At 72.2% G+C, this 15,811-nt stretch carries 14 protein-coding genes and 1 pseudogene; 6 read left to right on the forward strand and 9 right to left on the reverse strand.

What is annotated here, in order from left to right; all coding sequences use genetic code 11:
* Positions 1-252: glycoside hydrolase N-terminal domain-containing protein (locus D455_RS29125; RefSeq protein ID WP_040684411.1), on the reverse strand; the 252-nt coding region annotated here is incomplete at its 3' end.
* Between the two features lie 84 nt (positions 253-336).
* Between D455_RS29125 and D455_RS0103965 the strand changes: the two genes are divergently transcribed.
* The 3 genes from D455_RS0103965 (at position 337) to D455_RS0103975 (ending at position 4,335) form a co-directional block, all read left to right on the forward strand.
* Positions 337-2,343, forward strand: coding sequence for a beta-galactosidase (locus D455_RS0103965; RefSeq protein ID WP_017569471.1), 2,007 nt, complete (start codon positions 337-339; stop codon positions 2,341-2,343).
* A 57-nt stretch (positions 2,344-2,400) separates the two neighbouring features.
* On the forward strand, positions 2,401-3,558 hold the full coding sequence (gene xylA, locus D455_RS0103970) for a xylose isomerase (protein ID WP_017569472.1): 1,158 nt from the start codon (positions 2,401-2,403) through the stop codon (positions 3,556-3,558).
* A gap of 204 nt (positions 3,559-3,762) precedes the next feature.
* Entirely contained in the window at positions 3,763-4,335 is a 573-nt protein-coding gene (locus D455_RS0103975) for a hemerythrin domain-containing protein (protein WP_017569473.1), read from the forward strand.
* Positions 4,336-4,589: 254 nt separating this feature from the next.
* On the opposite strand, the gene D455_RS0103980 is transcribed toward D455_RS0103975, so the two are convergent.
* The 6 genes and pseudogenes from D455_RS0103980 to D455_RS0104000 all read right to left on the reverse strand — a co-directional run bounded on the left by D455_RS0103980 (position 4,590) and on the right by D455_RS0104000 (position 9,764).
* The gene (locus D455_RS0103980) at positions 4,590-5,573 is read right to left on the reverse strand and encodes a LacI family DNA-binding transcriptional regulator (protein WP_026122291.1); all 984 of its coding nucleotides are present in this window, start codon (positions 5,571-5,573) and stop codon (positions 4,590-4,592) included.
* Between the two features lie 435 nt (positions 5,574-6,008).
* On the reverse strand, positions 6,009-6,764 hold the full coding sequence (locus tag D455_RS0103985; RefSeq protein ID WP_017569475.1) for an iron ABC transporter ATP-binding protein: 756 nt from the start codon (positions 6,762-6,764) through the stop codon (positions 6,009-6,011).
* Complete coding sequence (locus tag D455_RS35805; protein WP_275040873.1) at positions 6,761-7,147, reverse strand: iron chelate uptake ABC transporter family permease subunit; 387 nt, start codon at positions 7,145-7,147, stop codon at positions 6,761-6,763. The genes D455_RS0103985 and D455_RS35805 overlap by 4 nt, the downstream gene beginning before the upstream one ends.
* Positions 7,148-7,247: 100 nt before the next feature.
* Positions 7,248-7,766: pseudogene (locus D455_RS35985) on the reverse strand (iron chelate uptake ABC transporter family permease subunit); the annotation flags it as partial.
* Positions 7,753-8,778: an ABC transporter permease gene (locus D455_RS0103995; RefSeq protein WP_017569478.1), complete on the reverse strand. Its 1,026-nt coding sequence runs from the start codon at positions 8,776-8,778 to the stop codon at positions 7,753-7,755. The gene D455_RS0103995 and the pseudogene D455_RS35985, both read right to left, overlap by 14 nt.
* A gap of 5 nt (positions 8,779-8,783) precedes the next feature.
* Complete coding sequence (locus D455_RS0104000; RefSeq protein WP_017569479.1) at positions 8,784-9,764, reverse strand: siderophore ABC transporter substrate-binding protein; 981 nt, start codon at positions 9,762-9,764, stop codon at positions 8,784-8,786.
* Positions 9,765-10,264: 500 nt separating this feature from the next.
* Between D455_RS0104000 and D455_RS0104005 the strand changes: the two genes are divergently transcribed.
* Together D455_RS0104005 and D455_RS34085 are read left to right on the forward strand one after the other, a co-directional pair.
* Positions 10,265-10,648: a hypothetical protein gene (locus D455_RS0104005; protein ID WP_241480150.1), complete on the forward strand. Its 384-nt coding sequence runs from the start codon at positions 10,265-10,267 to the stop codon at positions 10,646-10,648.
* Positions 10,649-10,663: 15 nt separating this feature from the next.
* Positions 10,664-11,329, forward strand: a complete 666-nt coding sequence (locus D455_RS34085) for a hypothetical protein (protein ID WP_026122294.1) — start codon at positions 10,664-10,666, stop codon at positions 11,327-11,329.
* A gap of 156 nt (positions 11,330-11,485) precedes the next feature.
* Here the strand turns inward: D455_RS34085 and D455_RS0104015 are convergent, their stop codons facing one another.
* Positions 11,486-13,972 (reverse strand): PEP/pyruvate-binding domain-containing protein, encoded by a 2,487-nt coding sequence (locus D455_RS0104015; protein WP_017569481.1) that lies wholly within the window; start codon positions 13,970-13,972, stop codon positions 11,486-11,488.
* A gap of 210 nt (positions 13,973-14,182) precedes the next feature.
* On the opposite strand from D455_RS0104015, the gene D455_RS0104020 reads away from it, so the two are divergent.
* Entirely contained in the window at positions 14,183-14,578 is a 396-nt protein-coding gene (locus tag D455_RS0104020) for a hypothetical protein (protein ID WP_017569482.1), read from the forward strand.
* A 683-nt stretch (positions 14,579-15,261) separates the two neighbouring features.
* Here D455_RS0104020 and D455_RS35070 read toward each other — a convergent pair.
* A partial coding sequence (locus tag D455_RS35070; protein WP_017569486.1) for a methyltransferase domain-containing protein occupies positions 15,262-15,811 on the reverse strand: 550 nt, incomplete at its 5' end.

The raw sequence follows: 15,811 nt of genomic DNA on the forward strand, positions 1-15,811 counted from the left end.
CACGATCCGCTCGGCGACGTCCCGGGAGCGACCGTGGCGCAGGAGTTCCCGCAGTTCGGGCAGGAGGTGCGCGGTCGCCGGGGCGGGCAGCGGCTCGGTGACGGGAAGGAAGAGCCTCTCGTGGCTGAGGGTGAGGCGGACGCGGTCCGCCGTCGAGTGCACGAGCGCGCCGTGGCGCCCGTTACCGGTGATCAGCGCGTCCTCCCAGTCCCCGACCGGGTGGCGGGTGCGGACCTGTCGTGCTGCGGGCATGCGTGCTCCTCGCGTGGGGGGTGTTGCCGGAGAGGGGTTTCGCCCTACTTTGTTGGCGCACACACCAAACTAGAAGGAGTCCCCATGTCCTCTCCGCTGTGGTTCGGCGGCGACTACAACCCCGAGCAGTGGCCTGAGGAGGTTCAGGCGGAGGACGTGGAGCTGATGCGCCGCGCCGGGGTCAACCTCGTGACGGTCGGCGTCTTCTCCTGGTCCCTCCTCGAACCGAGGGAGGGCGAGTACCGGTTCGACTGGTTGGACCGGGTGATGGACCGGCTCGGGGACCACGGGATCGGGGTCGCGCTGGCCACCCCGACCGCCTCGCCCCCGCCGTGGTTCGGCCTCGCGTACCCCGACGCGATGCCGGTGACCGCCGACGGTACCCGGCTCACCCACGGCAGCCGCGACACCTACGACGTGTGCGCCCCCGCCTACCGCGAGGCCTCCGTCCGGATCGCCCGCGCCCTGGCCGAGCGGTACGCCGGGCATCCGGCACTGCGGATGTGGCACGTACACAACGAGTACGGGACGTGGTCCCACTCCGAGCACACCGCCGCGGCCTTCCGCAGCTGGTTGCGGGGGCGCCACGGCGGCCTGGACCGGCTCAACGCGGCGTGGACGACGGCGTTCTGGAGCCAGCACTACTCGGAGTGGGAACAGGTACAGCCGCCCCGCGCCACCCAGTACCTGCCCAACCCGGCGCACGTGCTGGACTTCCGGCGGTTCCTCTCGGACGCGATGCTCGACCACTTCCTGTCCCAGCGCGACGCGCTGCGCGAGGTCGGAGGGCACGGCGTTCCGATCACCACCAACCTGGCCTTCGGGGACTGGGTGCCGGTGGACCCGTGGCGGTGGGCGGAGCACCTGGACCTGGTCGCCGTGGACGACTACCCCGACCGGACGGGCCAGGGCGGGGCGGAGCAGACCGCGTTCGCCGCCGACCTGGCGCGTTCGTGGGCCGACCGGGTACCCGGCCCGGGGCGGCCGTGGCTGCTGATGGAGCAGGCGGCCGGGGTGACCTACACGGGCGAGGTGACCCGGCCCAAGGCCTCCGGCGAGACGGTGCGGCACAGCCTGGCGCACGTGGCACGGGGGTCGCGGGGCGCGATGTTCTTCCAGTGGCGGGCCTCCCGGGGCGGCGCGGAGCAGTGGCACTCGGGGATGGTGCCGCACGCGGGCCCCGACTCCCGGGTGTTCCGCGAGGTGTGCGAGCTGGGGAGCGTACTGCCCCGGGTGGCCGAGGCGCGCGACGCGGACGTGGTCGCCGACGCGGCCGTCACCTGGGACCCGGAGTGCTGGTGGGCGCTGGGCAGCCCGTCGCTGCCCGCGCGGGGCGTGGACTACCTGGAGTCGGTGCGGCAGGTGCACCGGGTGCTGTGGCGCTCGGGGCGCACGGTGGACATGGTGCGCCCGGACCGCGACCTGCCCCGGGTACCGCTCCTCGTGGTGCCCGCGCTGTACCTGCTGTCGGACGGGGCCGCCGAGCGGCTGGCCCGCTACACCGAGGACGGCGGAACGCTGGTGGTGACCTTCCTGAGCGGTCTCGCCGATCCGGACGGGACCGTGCGCACCGGCGGGTACCCGGGTGCGCTGCGGGACCTGCTGGGGGTGTGGGTGGAGGAGATGTACCCGATGTTCCCCGGGGAGTCGGTGGGCCTGGACCTGGGTTCGGTGCGGGAGGAGGTGACGATGTGGAGCGAACACGTCCACCTGGCGGGGGCCGAGGCGGTGGCGCACTACGCGGGCGGACCGCTGGACGGACTTCCGGCGGTGACCCGGCGACGGCACGGGGCGGGTGAGGCCTGGTACCTGTCGGCCCGGCTGTCGGACCGGGGTCTGGCACGGCTGCTGGCGGAGGCGGCGGGGACGGGTCCGTTCCCCGAACCGGGGCTGGACGTCGTCCGCCGGGTGGACCGGAACGGCGCGTGGGTGTTCGTCACCAACCACGACAACCGCCCCCGGCCGATCGACCCGGCGCGGTTCGGGCTGGACGCGGGCGCCCGTGACCTGGTGTCGGGCGCTTCGGCACAGGGGATGACCCTGCCCGGAGGCGGGGTGGCGGTTCTGCGGGGCCACCCCGTTGACAATTAGTTGGGGGACTAGACAAACTAATCCGGAGTCCCGCGCCTACCTCAGGAGACACACGACATGAGCAACTACCAGCCCGTGCCCGCCGACAGGTTCACCTTCGGCCTGTGGACCGTGGGGTGGCGTGGGGTCAACACCTTCGGTGACCCCGTCCGCCCGGCGCTCGACGGGGCCGACGCCGTGCGCCGCCTCGCCGACCTCGGCGCGCACGGAATCACCTTCCACGACGACGACCTCATCCCGCCGGGCAGCTCCGACACCGAGCGGGAGGACATCCTCAAGCGGTTCCGCGCGGCCCTGGAGGAGACCGGCCTCAAGGTGCCGATGGCGACCACCAACCTGTTCTCGGACCCGGTGTTCCGCGACGGGGGGTTCACGTCCAACAGCCGCGACGTGCGCCGGTACGCCATCCGCAAGGTCATCCGCAACATCGAGCTGGCCGTGTCGCTGGGTGCGACGACGTACGTGTGCTGGGGCGGCATGGACGGCGCCGAGACGGAGGCGGGCAAGAACGACCACGCGGCCCTGGACCGGCTCCGCGAGGCCTTCGACATCCTGTGCGGCTACGTGCGCGAGCAGGGTTACGACCTGCGGTTCGCCCTGGAGCCCAAGCCCAACGAGCCGCGCGGCGACATCCTGCTGCCCACGGTCGGACACGCCCTGGCCTTCATCAACGAGCTGGAGCACCCCGAGATGGTGGGGGTCAACCCGGAGGTCGGCCACGAGCAGATGGCCGGGCTGAACTTCGCGCACGGCGTCGCGCAGGCGCTGTGGGCGGGCAAGCTCTTCCACATCGACCTCAACGGGCAGCGCGGGATCAAGTACGACCAGGACCTGCGCTTCGGCGCCGGGGACGTCAAGGAGGCGTTCTTCCTGGTCGACCTCCTGGAGAGCGCGGGCTACGACGGTCCGCGCCACTTCGACTTCAAGACGCCCCGGACCGAGGACATGGACGGCGTGTGGGAGTCGGCCGCGGCCTGCATGCGCAACTACCTCATCCTCAAGGAGAAGGCCAGGGCGTTCCGCGCCGACCCCGAGGTGGCGGAGGCGCTCGCGGCGTCGCGCGTGCCCGAGCTGTCCGAGCCCACGCTGGGCGAGGGCGAGTCCCTGTCCGACCTGCTGGACGAGGGGATCGACCTGGCCGCGGTCGGCGAGCGCGGCTACCACTTCGAGCGCCTGGACCAGCTCGCCATGGAGCACCTCTTCGGGGTGAGGTAGGACCCGGGGGTCACGACCCCCGCCACGGCACGGGGCCGACCGACGGGCGGCCCCGTGCCGTGTCCCGGGTACGTGCGAAGCCCGGGACACGGCCCCGGCCAATTTCGGGTCAAGAACGCGGTGGAGGGCGGAGTCGGCGTCTGGGCGTCCGGAGCCGTGGGTAGTGGCGGTGACCGCAGTGCCACGACCCGAGCGGAGGCGACCATGGTCAAAGACGCCATCACCCTGATCACGCAGGACCACCGGCGGATGGAGCAGCTGTTCGACCAGCTCCAGTCCGTGCCCGAGCAGCGGCCCTACCTGCTGGACGAGATCGAGGCCATACTCACCGCGCACAGCCGGGCCGAGGAGGAGGAGGTCTACCCGGCCACGGCCGAGGCGGCGCATGACGAGGCACAGATCCGCCACAGCACGGAGGAGCACCACGAGGCCGAGCAGCTGCTGGCTCGGCTGAAGGACTGCGACCCGAACAGCGAGGAGTTCGACGACCGGTGCCGGGAGTTCGTCGACGCGGTCAAACACCACGTCGACGAGGAGGAGAGCGAGGTCCTGCCCGCCCTCAGGCGGGCGGTGGGCGAGGAGCGCGTCAAGGAGCTGGGCATCGCCTTCTCCGAGCGCCGCGAGCAGGAGTTGCAGCGCTTCAACATGCTCGCCCCGGGAGCGATCCCCAAGCAGCGGGACCTCCTGGAGGAGGCCGAGCGGCTGGGCATCGGGGACCGCGCCGACATGAACGCGGACGAGCTCGCCGAGGCCGTGCAGAGGGCCAAGCGGGGCTGACCCCCCGGAACGGAGAACGGCCCCCGTCGGGCAGCTGCCCGACGGGGGCCGTCACGCACACCGGAACGATGCGGCGGTCGCCTCACGGCGCGTGGCACAACAAGGCTCCTGCCACCCTTGCGGGTGCGGTATTCCCTGAAGGCTTCGAGTGGAGCCCGGGGGACACTTGCTACCGCACCTTCCGGCACCCGGTACAACGAGGGGGTGGGGGCGGGTATTCCACGGCGGACGACTTTTTCCGACGCCGGTGGGTCTCAGACCAGGGCGGCGGTGCTCTCCCGGGGGGTCAGCCTCGGTTCCAGGAGGGTGACCCCGGGGTGCGCGGGGCCGTCGATCTTGTCCATGAGGAGGCTGACCGCGCGGGCACCGACCTCCTCCGCGGGCAGGTCCACCGAGGTCAGCGGCGGGGCGCCGGGCGGCACCGGGCCGATGGCGATCACGGACAGCTCGGGCGGGACGCGGCCGTGCTCGGCGAAGGCGTCGAGCAGCGGGCCGACGGAGGGCTCGTTGTGCACGATGAGGCCCGTGAGGCCGGGCCGTTCACGGACCAGCTCCTCGGCGAGGTCGCGCGCGGTGTCGGGGGAGCAGGGGTGCAGGGTGGCGCGGACGCCGCGCTCGGCGGCGGCCTGTCGGAATCCGGTGACGGTGCGCTCGGCGAAACCGGTGCGCCGTTCGTACACCGAGGGCGGCTGGCCGACGAAGGCGAGGTCGACGTGCCCGAGGTCGGCGAAGTGGTGCACGCAGGCCGCACCGGCGGCGGCGAAGTCCAGGTCCACGCAGGTCAGGTCCTCGGTGTCCTCGGGAACGCCGATGAGGACCGAGGGCAGGTCCAGCGCGCGCAGGACGGGCACGCGCGCGTCGTCGGCCTCCACGTCCATGACGATGACGCCGTCCACCATGGCGCTTCCCGCGACCCGGCGCAGGCCGTCGGGGCCCTCGCCCTGGGTGAGCAGGAGGACGTCGTGGTCGTGCGCTCGGGCGGCGGTGACGACGGAGACGGCGAAACGCATCGCGACGGGGACGTGCACGTCGCCGCGGAGCGGGATGACCAGCGCGATCACGTTGCTGCGGCGGCTGGCCAGCGAGCGGGCGCCCGCGTGCGGCTGGTAGCCGAGGGCCTCGATGCTCTCGCGTACGCGCCGTCTGGTGCTCTCGGAGATCGACCGCTTGCCGCTGAGGACGTAGGAGACCGTGCTCGGCGACACGCCAGCGTGCCGAGCCACATCGGAGATCCGCACCCTGCCGTCCCGTCCGTCGTCGAACCGATTCGATGCGATGTTACGCACCGCGCCCCCACGGCGCAATGCCCGTGAACACCGCTGGAGGAGGAACGGTCACGGAGGGTGGACCGGTGCGTCACCCCGATCGGGCGGGGCGCGACCGGGCCTGTCGGTTCCGGAAGGCGCGCGGAGGCTCGTCCCCATCCTGCCAGGGATCCGGGCGCGGCCGGAACGGCCCCGGGAGGCGACCGGTGGGTCCTCCCGCCCACCGCGCCAGGCGGTGTTTTTGGACCTCCGCTCCGCTTCGGTCCGTGTTCGGGCGCCCGGAGCACGGGAACCCTCGGCGCCTACGGCGGGTTCGCCCGTTCCTCACGAACCCGCCTCCGGCCCCTCCAGGACCCCGTGGGCGCCCGAACCAACCCCCACAAGCCGAGACCGGTTCAAAAACAGACCCTAGTAGTACACCCCGATCCGGGAGCCCGCGATCTCCTCGACCCGCACCTCCAGGTCGAACACGTCCTCCAGCACCTCGGGCGTCATGATCTCCGCGGGCGTCCCGGCGTGGACGACCCGGCCGTCGCGCATGGCGATGATCCGGTCGGAGTAGGCGGAGGCGAAGTTGATGTCGTGGATGACGATCACGACGGTGCGGCCGAGCGTGTCGGCGGCCCGGCGGATCTGCCGCATCATCGACACGGCGTGCTTCATGTCGAGGTTGTTCAGGGGCTCGTCGAGCAGCACGTAGTCGGTGTCCTGGCACAGCACCATCGCCACGTACGCGCGCTGGCGCTGGCCGCCGGACAGCTCGTCCAGGAACCGGTCGGCGAGCGGGACCAGGTCGAGGAAGCCCAGCGCCGCCTCGACCCGTGCGCGGCACTCGTCGGTCAGCCGTCCCCGCGAGTGCGGGTAGCGGCCGAAGCCGACCAGTTCGCGTACGGTCAGCCGGGTGGTGAAACGGTTCTCCTGGCGCAGGATCGACAGCCTCCTCGCCATGTCCCGACCGGGTGTGTCGGCCACGTCCATACCGTCGACGGTCACCCGTCCCCCGTCCGCCCCGAGCAGGCGGCCGATGATGGTGAGCATCGTGGACTTGCCCGCCCCGTTGGGGCCGATGATCGAGGTGACGCCGCCGGGCTCGATCCGCAGCGACACGTCGTCGAGAACGGTCCGGGACCCGTAGGCCTTGGTGAGGTCGGTCAGTTCGATCAACGCGCGGCCTTTCGCAGCAGGAAGTACAGGAACAGGGCGCCCCCGGTGAACTCGACGACGACGCTGAGCGTGCCCGCGTGCCCGAGGAGGTGTTCGAGGACGAACTGTCCGCCGACCAGGGCGCACAGGCCCACGAGGAAGGCCGTCGGGAGCACGTACCGGTGTTCGTGGCGGCCGGTGACCTGGTAGGCGAGGGTCGCGGCCATGAATCCGAAGAAGGTCATCGGCCCGACCAGCGCGGTGGACACCGCGGTGAGCAGGGAGACCGCCATGAGGATCCGCACGGCCGCGCGGGTGTGGTCCACCCCCAGGTTCACGGCGGTGTCCCTGCCGAGGGAGAGCACGTCGAGCAACCGGTGCCGACGCCACACGAGGACGCCCACGAGCACGACGACGGCCGCCGCCCACGGCAGCCGGGCGGGNATCGGCGCGCGTCAGCCGGGCGAACAGGCGGCTCTGGAGGGCGGTGAACTCGTTCGGGTCCAGCAGTCGCCGCATGAGCTCGGAGAGGCTGCCGAACAGCACGCCGAAGACGATGCCGACCATCAGGGTCAGGTGCAGGCTGCCGATCCCGCCGGTGAACAGACGCCTGAACAGCAGCAGCGCGAAGAGCACCATCAGGACGGTCTGCGCCAGGAACGCGGCCACCGGCGGCAGCGCGCTCAGCCCCGCGACGCCGAACAGGAAGACCATGCAGGTCTGCACCAGGACGAACAGCGCCTCCATACCCATGATGGAGGGGGTGAGGACGCGGTTGTCCGTGACCGTGTGGAACAGGACCGTGGCGACGGCGCACGCGAACGCCACCACGAACATGGTGAGGACGACGGTCGAGCGGCGTTCGACGACGTAGGCGATGTCGCCGGTGACCCCGTGGGTCAGGTACGCGACGGTGCAGGCGGCGGCCACCGCGGCCAGCAGCGTGATCCGCGCCCGGGTCGGGAACCGGCGGGCGGGTGCGGCGGCGCGGGCGGGGGCCGCGGAGCGCTCAGCGACCGGCATGGGAACTCCTCCGCAACAGCATGGACAGGAACACGACCGCGCCCACGACACCGAGGACGCTGCCGACGGGGATCTCGAAGGGCGCGCGGATGACCCGGGAGACGATGTCGCAGAGCACGAGGACGCCGCCGCCGAGCAGGCAGACCCAGGGCACTCCCCTGCGCACGTGGTCGCCGACCACCATGCTGACCAGGTTGGGCACGACGAGGCCCAGGAACGGCAGACTGCCGACGACGGACACCACCACACCGCTGACGACGGCGACGATGCCGACGCCCAGCGCCATGACGGTGCGGTAGCGCAGGCCGACGCTGACGGCGATGTCGCGGCCGAGACCGGCCACGGTCAGGCGGTCGGCGATGAGGTAGGCGGTCAGGGCGAGGAGTCCGACCAGCCACAGCTGTTCGTAACGGCCCTGCATGACGCCGGAGAAGTCGCCGGACCGCCAGACGCCGAGGGTCTGGAGGAGGTCGTGGCGCAGGGCGACGAAGGTCGTGACCGAGCTGATCACCGCGCCGAGCATGATGCCGACCAGGGGCACGATCAGCGAGGACCTCAGGGCGACGCGCTGGAGCACGCCGAGGAACAGGGCGGTGCCGAGAAGCGCGGCGACGCAGGCCACCGTCATCTTCACGGGCAGCGGGGCGCCCGGGAGGAAGAGGGTGACCAGGAGGATGCCGAGGGCCGCCGACTGCACCGTGCCCGCCGTGGAGGGTTCCACGAAGCGGTTCTGGGTGAGCATCTGCATGATCAGGCCCGCGACGCTCACCGCGGCACCGGCCAGCAGCAGTGCGAGGGTGCGCGGGACACGGCTGACCAGGAACAGCTCCCGGGCCTCCTGGTCGTTCAGGAGCCGTGCCGGGGTGATGTCGCTGGCACCGACGAACAGGCTCACGCCGGACAGGGCCAGGACCGCGAGCACGGAGAGGACGAGGGCGGTGCGGGGAGCGAGCCGACCCGGGGAGGGAGCGTCTCGCCGTTCCCCGGGCACGGCGGTGGTCGTGGAGGTCACCGGGATCAGGAGAGGGCGGCGTCGATGTCGTCGATCGCGTTGAGATGCGCCTGGACCCCGCCGACCAGGTACATCTCCGCGGAGTCGAGGTGGAGGATCTGGTCCTCCCGGGCGGCGGTGGTGCGGTCGACCAGCTCGTTGTCGAGCACCTGCTCGGCGGGGGTGGCGCCCTCGGTGTCGATGGCGTTGTCGCGGTCGATGACGTAGAGCCAGTCGGGGTCGGCCTCGGCCAGGGCCTCGAAGGACATGACCTCGCCGTGGCGGGACTCCTCGTTGGCGATCTCGACGGCGGGCTCCAGGCCGAGGGCGTCGTAGAAGAAGCCGAAGCGGGAGCCGGGGCCGTAGGCGCTGATCTCACCGGCGTTGGACATGAGGACGAGGCCGTCGCCCGCCTCGGCGACCCTGGCGCCGACCTCCTCGACGCGGTTCTCGAACTCGGTGACGAGGGTCTCGGCCTCGTCCGCCCTGTCGAAGATCTCGCCGTAGGCGGTGGTGCGCTCGGAGATGCTGCCGAGGACGTCGGCGGAGTCCAGGGACATGTCGATGGTGGGGGCGATCTCGGCGAGTTCCCCGGTGACGGCGGAGCTGCGTCCGCCACTGATGACCAGGTCGGGGTCCAGGGCGGCGACGGCCTCGAAGTCCGGCTCGAAGAGGGATCCGACGTTGGCCACGTCGTCGCTCTCGGCGTGGTCGGCGAGGAGCTCCGGAACGTTGTCGGCGGCGGGGACGCCCGCGACGTCCACTCCGAGGGCGTCGAGGATGTCGAGCTGGGCGTTGTCGAAGACCACGACGGTCTCGGGGTTCCGGGGGATCTCGATCTCACCGTTCTCGGCCTCGACGACGATCGTCTCGGCGGCCTCCGTGGTGTTCGCCTCCGTCTCGGCCGAGCAGCCGGCCAGGACGAGTGCTGAGACGGGCAGCAGAGTGAGAACAGGGCTGTGGAACGTGGGGACACGACGGCTCCAGGCAGGGGAGAGCCCAGCCACAACTTTGGCAAGGCTTGGCTTAGTAAGGCAAGGCTAAGGTAACACCTCCTCAAAACGGACAAAGCACCCCCTGCCCTTCAGCGGCCAGTGGGCCCCGCCCCCGCCCGCCCGTGCCGGGACCGTCCCCGCTCCCGGCACGGGCGGGCGGGAGGACCGGGTTCGCGCGGAGGCGGTTCATACGGCGGAGGTTCATGCGGCGGCGTTCCCGGCTGGGGTGCCCCACCGGATGCGGCAGCGAAGGTTCTGGTGGGGGTGGCGGTGGAGCCGACGGCGGCGGAGGCGTTTTCCCAGCGCCCCGAATCAATCCTCCTTCGTGGGCGTCGAAACGCGGTGTCGCTCCCGATCGGGCGACGTTCCTGGCCACAAGCGGACGCAACCGCTCGCGGTACCCCGCCAGCCGCTAGGGTCACGGGTACGCCCCGCTCGGTCGCCGTGCGACGAGCCCCGCCGAAGCCCCACGCGGAGGGTCCCCCGTGCTGTCCTTCTCCACCGTGCCCCACATGATCGGGCCGATCCTGTTCGCGCTCCTGGGAGCCGCCGGACTGGTCTGCGGCTTCGTCGCGCCGAGGGGGCGCCGCGCGCTCACCGGTATCGGCGGCGGGCTCATCCTGTTCGCCTCGGTGCTCAACCTGGTCCTCGTGGCGCTGTTCCCGCGGATCGAAGCCTGGCTCGACACCCTCTTCGGGGGCAGGACCGTGGGCATGGTCATCGACGGCCTGAACTACGCCGCCTACCCCGTGTTCGCCACCGGGCTGCTCCTGCTCGTCTTCGGTGCCACGCGGCGGCCCCCGCACGCACGCGCCCCCCGTCCCGCGCACGTGCCCGCGGGCCCGTACCCGCCCGGGCCTACAGCTCCCGGCCCGCACGGTCCCGTCCAGCGCTGACCCCCGGAGCCAACGATGATCCACCTCGCCCTCAACGTGCTGTTGTACTCCCTGCCGCTCATCGTCTGCGGCGCCGTGGCGCTGTTCCGGGCCCTGGGCTCACCCAGCGGCCGGGGCCTGATCCTCACCGGCGGCGGCCTGTTGGTCCTCACCGGTTTCGTCACGGGCCTCAGGGAGGTGTGGTACTCCTCCGCCGGCATCAGCGGTTCCTTCTCGGAGCTCATGGCCTTTCCCCACCACCCCACCATCATGCTGAGGCTTCCCATGGGCGTGGTCACGGGCTACACCATCGGGCTCGCTCTCCTTCTGGCCCTCGCGATCGCCCTCCTGCTGTTCGGGGTGCTCAGCGCCCGACGGCACCAGAACGCCGACGCCGGATCCGGAAACCAGCACCCCGCTCCCCAGCAACAGGCGGCGCCCGGCAACGCCGTCCCGCCCGGACACGGCCCCCGGCCCGGCCAGCCGCACGCCCCCGCGCCCGGACGTCCGCCCGTCTCGCCGCCCGGGTACGGACAAGGCCCGTCCCGGCACGGTCACGGGCCGGTGGGAGCGCCGGGGTCCCACGGTGGCGGCTTCGGTGGAAGCGGCCCCACCGGAGGCGACAGCGGTGGTTCCGCCGGAGACGGCGGCGGTGGTGGGGGTAGCGGTGGAGCCGACGGCGGCGGAGGCGGCGGCTTCTGACGCGGCGGCCGGAGGGGTTCACCGACCAGCCCCTCCTTCCGGGGCCGGTCCTCGCCCAGGTCCTCACCTCACCCCGCCCCCGGGTTCACCGGCCAGCTCCGCTCGCCGTCCGGGGTCGGAGCGCTCCCGTCACACCGGCCACGGTCCCCGGACGGGCTACCCGCCCTCCACCGCTCGCGGCTCCCCGGATCTCTCCTCGTCCTCGACGCGGATCGTGCCCGTGCCACCGTCGATGGTGATCCGCTGCCCGTCCCGGATCAGCTCGGTCGCTCCGGGAACACAGATCACGGCGGGGATCCCGTACTCCCGGGCGACCGTCGGGCCGTGCGCCATGGTCGAACCCGTCTCCACCACCAGCCCCCCTGCGGTCATGAACAGGGGCGTCCATCCGGGGTCCGTGGTCGGGGCCACCAGGATCTCCCCCGGTTCCAGCGAGGCCCCGGCCGGATCACGGATCACCCTCGCGGCTCCGGTCACGGTCCCCGACGAGGCGGGCACCCCGACGAGTTCCCCGTCCGCTCCGGACGTCAGGGCGGGCAGCGTGGTCTCCACGTCCGTGCCGTCGGACAGCAGGACCGGAGGCACCCGGCGGCGCCTCCCCTCACGCAGGTACTCGGCACGGCGCTCGGCGACCAGCGGTCGCTGGTCCTCCCCGTCCACCAGGGCACGCGCCTCCGGCACCCGGAGGAACATGATGTCGTCGGGCAGGTCCAGCCGCCCCGCCTCCACCATCTCGGCACCGACGCGGAGGAGTTGGCGACGCGTTTCGGCCATCGCGTACAGCCAGGCGAACTTGGGGTACTCCCGCATCCCCGCCAGGGAACGCGCCCGGTCGAAGAAGAACGCCGCGAGGTACGCGCGGAGCGGGCGGGTGGCGAGCGCCCTCCGGACCAGAACGGTCCGGGTGCGCTCGGCCTCGGCGGCGGCCCGCGCGAACCTCCGGTCGGGTGCCTGGTCGGGGTCGGTCACCCTCAGGTAGTTGGCGATCGCCGCGAACAGGGGCGCGGGGTCCTCCGACCACCGGGGCACGCCCACGTCGATCTCGGCGGCGCCGCGGTGCCCGTACCGCTCCAGGAAACCGTCGAGACCGATGTCGGGGAGCGTCCCCGACCGGTACCTGTCCGCCAGCTCCCGGGGCGGGGTGTCCTGGAGCAGCTCCCGGTGCTCACGTGCCCCGTCCGCCAGCCGCCACAGCGCGAGGTCCATCTCCGTGGTGACGTTGTGCGGCATCCCGCCGAGGACGGTGGCGATCTCACCCGGGTCGGCGATCCCCCTGAGCAGCAGCTCGGGCACCCTGGCGGAGAGGAGGGCGACGCACAGGGGACCCATCATCGGGGCCATCCCCTTCGTCAGCGCCTCGTTCTGGAGGTCCATCGCGTACTCCAACCGCTCCGGGGACGGGAGCACGCGCTCCGGGGCCCCGGTGGATCTCGGTCGGAACGCCTCGCCCGCCCTCAGGAAGCGGCGCCTGGCGTCGTCGGGATCGACCAGGGCTGCCACACCGTCCCCGATGATCCTCCCGGTGAGCGGCAGCGCCCGCGCGACGACCCTGACCGCCCTTCCCAGCTCGACCCGTCCTCTCCCGGAGCGCGGAGCGAACCGCGGATCGTCCAGGAGGGAGCGGACCGCCGCCACGGCCCGGGGGCCGTAGACGGTCATGGCGCCTGGCAGGGAGCCACGCATCCAGCGGTTGCGGAGGTAGGGGGTGAGGTCGAGGTAGAACCTGTTCCCCACGGCGGCCACCATCCCGTCCCCGCCGCCGGGGTCGGTCTCCCGGGAGCCGAGCCACGCGGCGGCGACGACCTCCATCGCGGACAGGCCCATCGGGGTGAAGGGGCGGAGCATGCCCTGCATGTGTCCGACCTCGAAATAGGCGTGGGTCCCGTCGTCGCGGTGGTCGGGCAGTGGGAAGAGGGTGGTGATCGCGCGGGACTGGAGGATCCAGGGGGTTCCGTCGTGGTCGACGGCCCACTCGACGTCCTGGGGTGCGCCGAAGTGCCTCTGGAGCCGCTCCCCCGCCGCGCGTAACGCCGCCACCTCGTCCGGGGACAGGCACCCGTCGTCCGGCCCCCGGTGCGCGCCGTCCGCGGACACGACGTGGTGCTCCGGCTGGACCGTGCCGTCGACCACCGCCGTCCCCAGTCCGGGGACGGCGTCCACGACGGTCTCGCCACGGGTGCCGGTGACCGGGTTGGCCGTGAACAGCACGCCCGCGGCCCGGGGCTCGACCATGCGCTGCACGACGACGGCCATGTGTACCGCGTCGTCGTCGATGTCCCGGTCGCGCCGGTAGGCGACGGCGCGGTCGGTCCACAGGGAGTCCCAGCACCGTCGGACGGCCGTGAGGAGGTCGTCGACGCCCTCGACGTCGAGGTAGGTGTCCTGCTGGCCCGCGAAGGAGGCGTCCGGCAGGTCCTCGGCGGTCGCGCTGGAGCGCACGGCCACCCTGCCTCCGCCGAGCGCCTCGTAGGCGGCGGCCACCTCGTCGGCCGGGACCGTCCCGGAGCGATGGGCCTCGGTGGTCACGCAGAAGCCCGCCGGCACACGCTCCCCGGCGGAGATCACCTCGCCCAGCCCGGCGGCCTTGCCTCCGACCAGGTCGATCGAGTCCCCACTGATCCGGTCCAGTTCCACCACGAGCACGGCGCCACCTCCGACTGTTCTGCCGCCACCTTCCATGTTTCCCTCCGGAACGCCGATTCTCTACGGGAGAAGTCGTTCTGTGGAAAACTTCTGCGGCGGATCCGCCGTCGTACGGCACGCGGGCGGACGGCCGCGTGCCACCGGCCCCCGACGCGGAGAAGCGCCCGACGTCAGAGTCCGGCCTGCGCAATGACCCCGGAAAGGCCACGTATGTTCGACATAACCTCCGTTTCCGCCCTCCTGGCCCTGGTGTTCGAGGGCGTCTACGTGGTGATCGGGATCATCGTCCTGGTCCTCACCGCCACGGTGGCGTCCGGCCGGAGGGGACTCGTCGCGACGGGCGGTGTGGTGCTCGGCCTCGGCGCCCTCTGCAACGTGCTGCTCCAGGCCGGGCTCTTCTACTTCACCAACATGCGGATGCTGACCCCGGACTCACCCGTCGAGCTGCTGAGTCTCCTGCGCAACGTGTCCTCGTTCGTGTTCGTCGGAGGGCTTCTCCTCCTGGTGCTGGCCGCGTCCAAGCGATCCGCCGAGCGGACCGCGGTGACGTCCCCTCCCCCACCGCCTCCCGCGCACCCCGGCCCCCAGACCTCTTCCACCCGCTGACACGAGGAGCCCTTCCGTGATCCAAGCCCTCTACGTCCTCAGCATCGTCTTCCTCCTCGCGGTGGGAATCGTCGCCCTCGCACGCGCGAAGGGGTCGCCCTTCCCGGGAGCCGTCCGCACCGCCGGGATCCTCATGCTCGCCATCGGCCTCGTCCAGGGGGTGAACTACGGCATCTCCCACCTCCTCCTGGAACTCGACCTGCCCTTTGACACGTTCCGCCTGGTGAACGGAGTGAGGAACACCGTCGCGGAGCTTCTGTACGGGCTGATGATGGTCGGCGCCCTGGTCGCGCTCACCGTCGCGCTGGTGCGGACGAGGTCCGCCGCCACGCGGACCGGCGGCCCGGCNTCCCGTGCCCGCGTCGGACCAGCACCAGCCGTACGTGTTCGGAGAGGCCCGCCCGGTGCCGCCCGACCACGGTCAGCAGGGGCACGCCCCGCACCCCGACCCGCGTGCGGGAAACGCGTGGCCGGGAGGGCCCGCTCCCCAGGGCGGCCCCACCGGCGGCGGTCCCGCATGGGGTCCCGGAGACGGCGGTGACTCCGACGGCGGGGGTTCCGGCGGAGGCCTCTTCGGCGGGGGTTCCGGCGACGGCGGTGGCGGTGCGGACGGCGGCGGAGGCGGCGCCTGACCACACCGCCCGACCGGACTCCGAACACACGGCCCGTCTCCCGCACGGGGGTCAGGCCGGACGCGTGTAGACCAACGAGTAGCGCCAGAACAGCAGCCGCCGCACACGCGCGCCGGGCAGGATCTCCGCGGTCTCCTCCACGATCTCGCGCAGGCTCATCTCCGGGTCGCGCACCGGCATCTCGGCGGTGGGGCCCGTACCGTGCAGGTTCGGCGTGCCGGTGAGCAGGCGCCCCAGGCCCATACCGACCCCGATCGCCCACTGCGGTCCCAGCGCGGCCAGGCTGGTGGCGGCGTCCGCGAAAAGCTCCGCGCGCGAAGCGCGTCCGCTGAGGGTGGTGGAGGGTGACGAAGAGGGGGGTACTGCGCGCGAAGCGCGTCCGCTGAGGGTGGTGGAGGGTGACGGGCGGGCCTCCCGGTACAGGCCGAGGACGGCCAGTGTGCCGCCGGGGGCGAGGGCGGCGGTCATCCGTTCGAGCGAGGGCCCGAACGGCATGTGGTGGATGCTGGAGACCGCGCTGACGAACCCGTATCCCTCCGGGTCCGGCTCCATCTCCTCCAGTGCGGCCACGCGGTAGTCGATCGGCAGGCGCGGCGGCGGG

Source organism: Nocardiopsis halotolerans DSM 44410, from assembly GCF_000341065.1.
Taxonomy (GTDB): domain Bacteria; phylum Actinomycetota; class Actinomycetes; order Streptosporangiales; family Streptosporangiaceae; genus Nocardiopsis; species Nocardiopsis halotolerans.